Consider the following 422-nt stretch of genomic DNA (forward strand, 5'->3'; position numbering starts at 1 on the left):
ACTTGTTATCATTTTATCCCTGATGACCATGGGATTATCATTCCCGAATTTTACCTTCGGGCTCAATGAAGCGCAAAGCTATGGCAGCATTTTAAGTGGGGGAGTAATCCCGCTTATCAACCTCTTGATTGGTCTTAAAGTCTATGCTGGGGCGTGGAAGATGGCAAGCGAATTTGTTGTGAGAAGAGGGACACTATGATAAGCGATATGGTTATATATACATCGTTGATTGGTGCTTTTCTCGGGACTTTAGGAATGCTTTTAACATCGAATTTGATAAAGAAAATACTGGCTCTTGGCATTGTTGAAACTTCTGTAACGCTTTTTTTTACTGCTATTTCCTCAAAAGGGGGTACTAGAGCTCCAATAATCCCTTCCTTACCCATTGAGAATGTGCATTTCGCTGATCCAATACCACAGGC

1 protein-coding gene and 1 pseudogene are annotated in these 422 nt (G+C 41.2%); both read left to right on the plus strand.

Going from position 1 to position 422, the window contains the following annotated elements; all coding sequences use genetic code 11:
- Positions 1 to 199: pseudogene (locus AC3LHT_RS08685) on the plus strand (MnhB domain-containing protein); the annotation flags it as partial.
- A partial coding sequence (locus AC3LHT_RS08690; protein ID WP_488662607.1) for an NADH-quinone oxidoreductase subunit K occupies positions 196 to 422 on the plus strand: 227 nt, incomplete at its 3' end. The pseudogene AC3LHT_RS08685 and the gene AC3LHT_RS08690, both read left to right, overlap by 4 nt.

Source organism: Kosmotoga sp. (assembly GCF_982836095.1).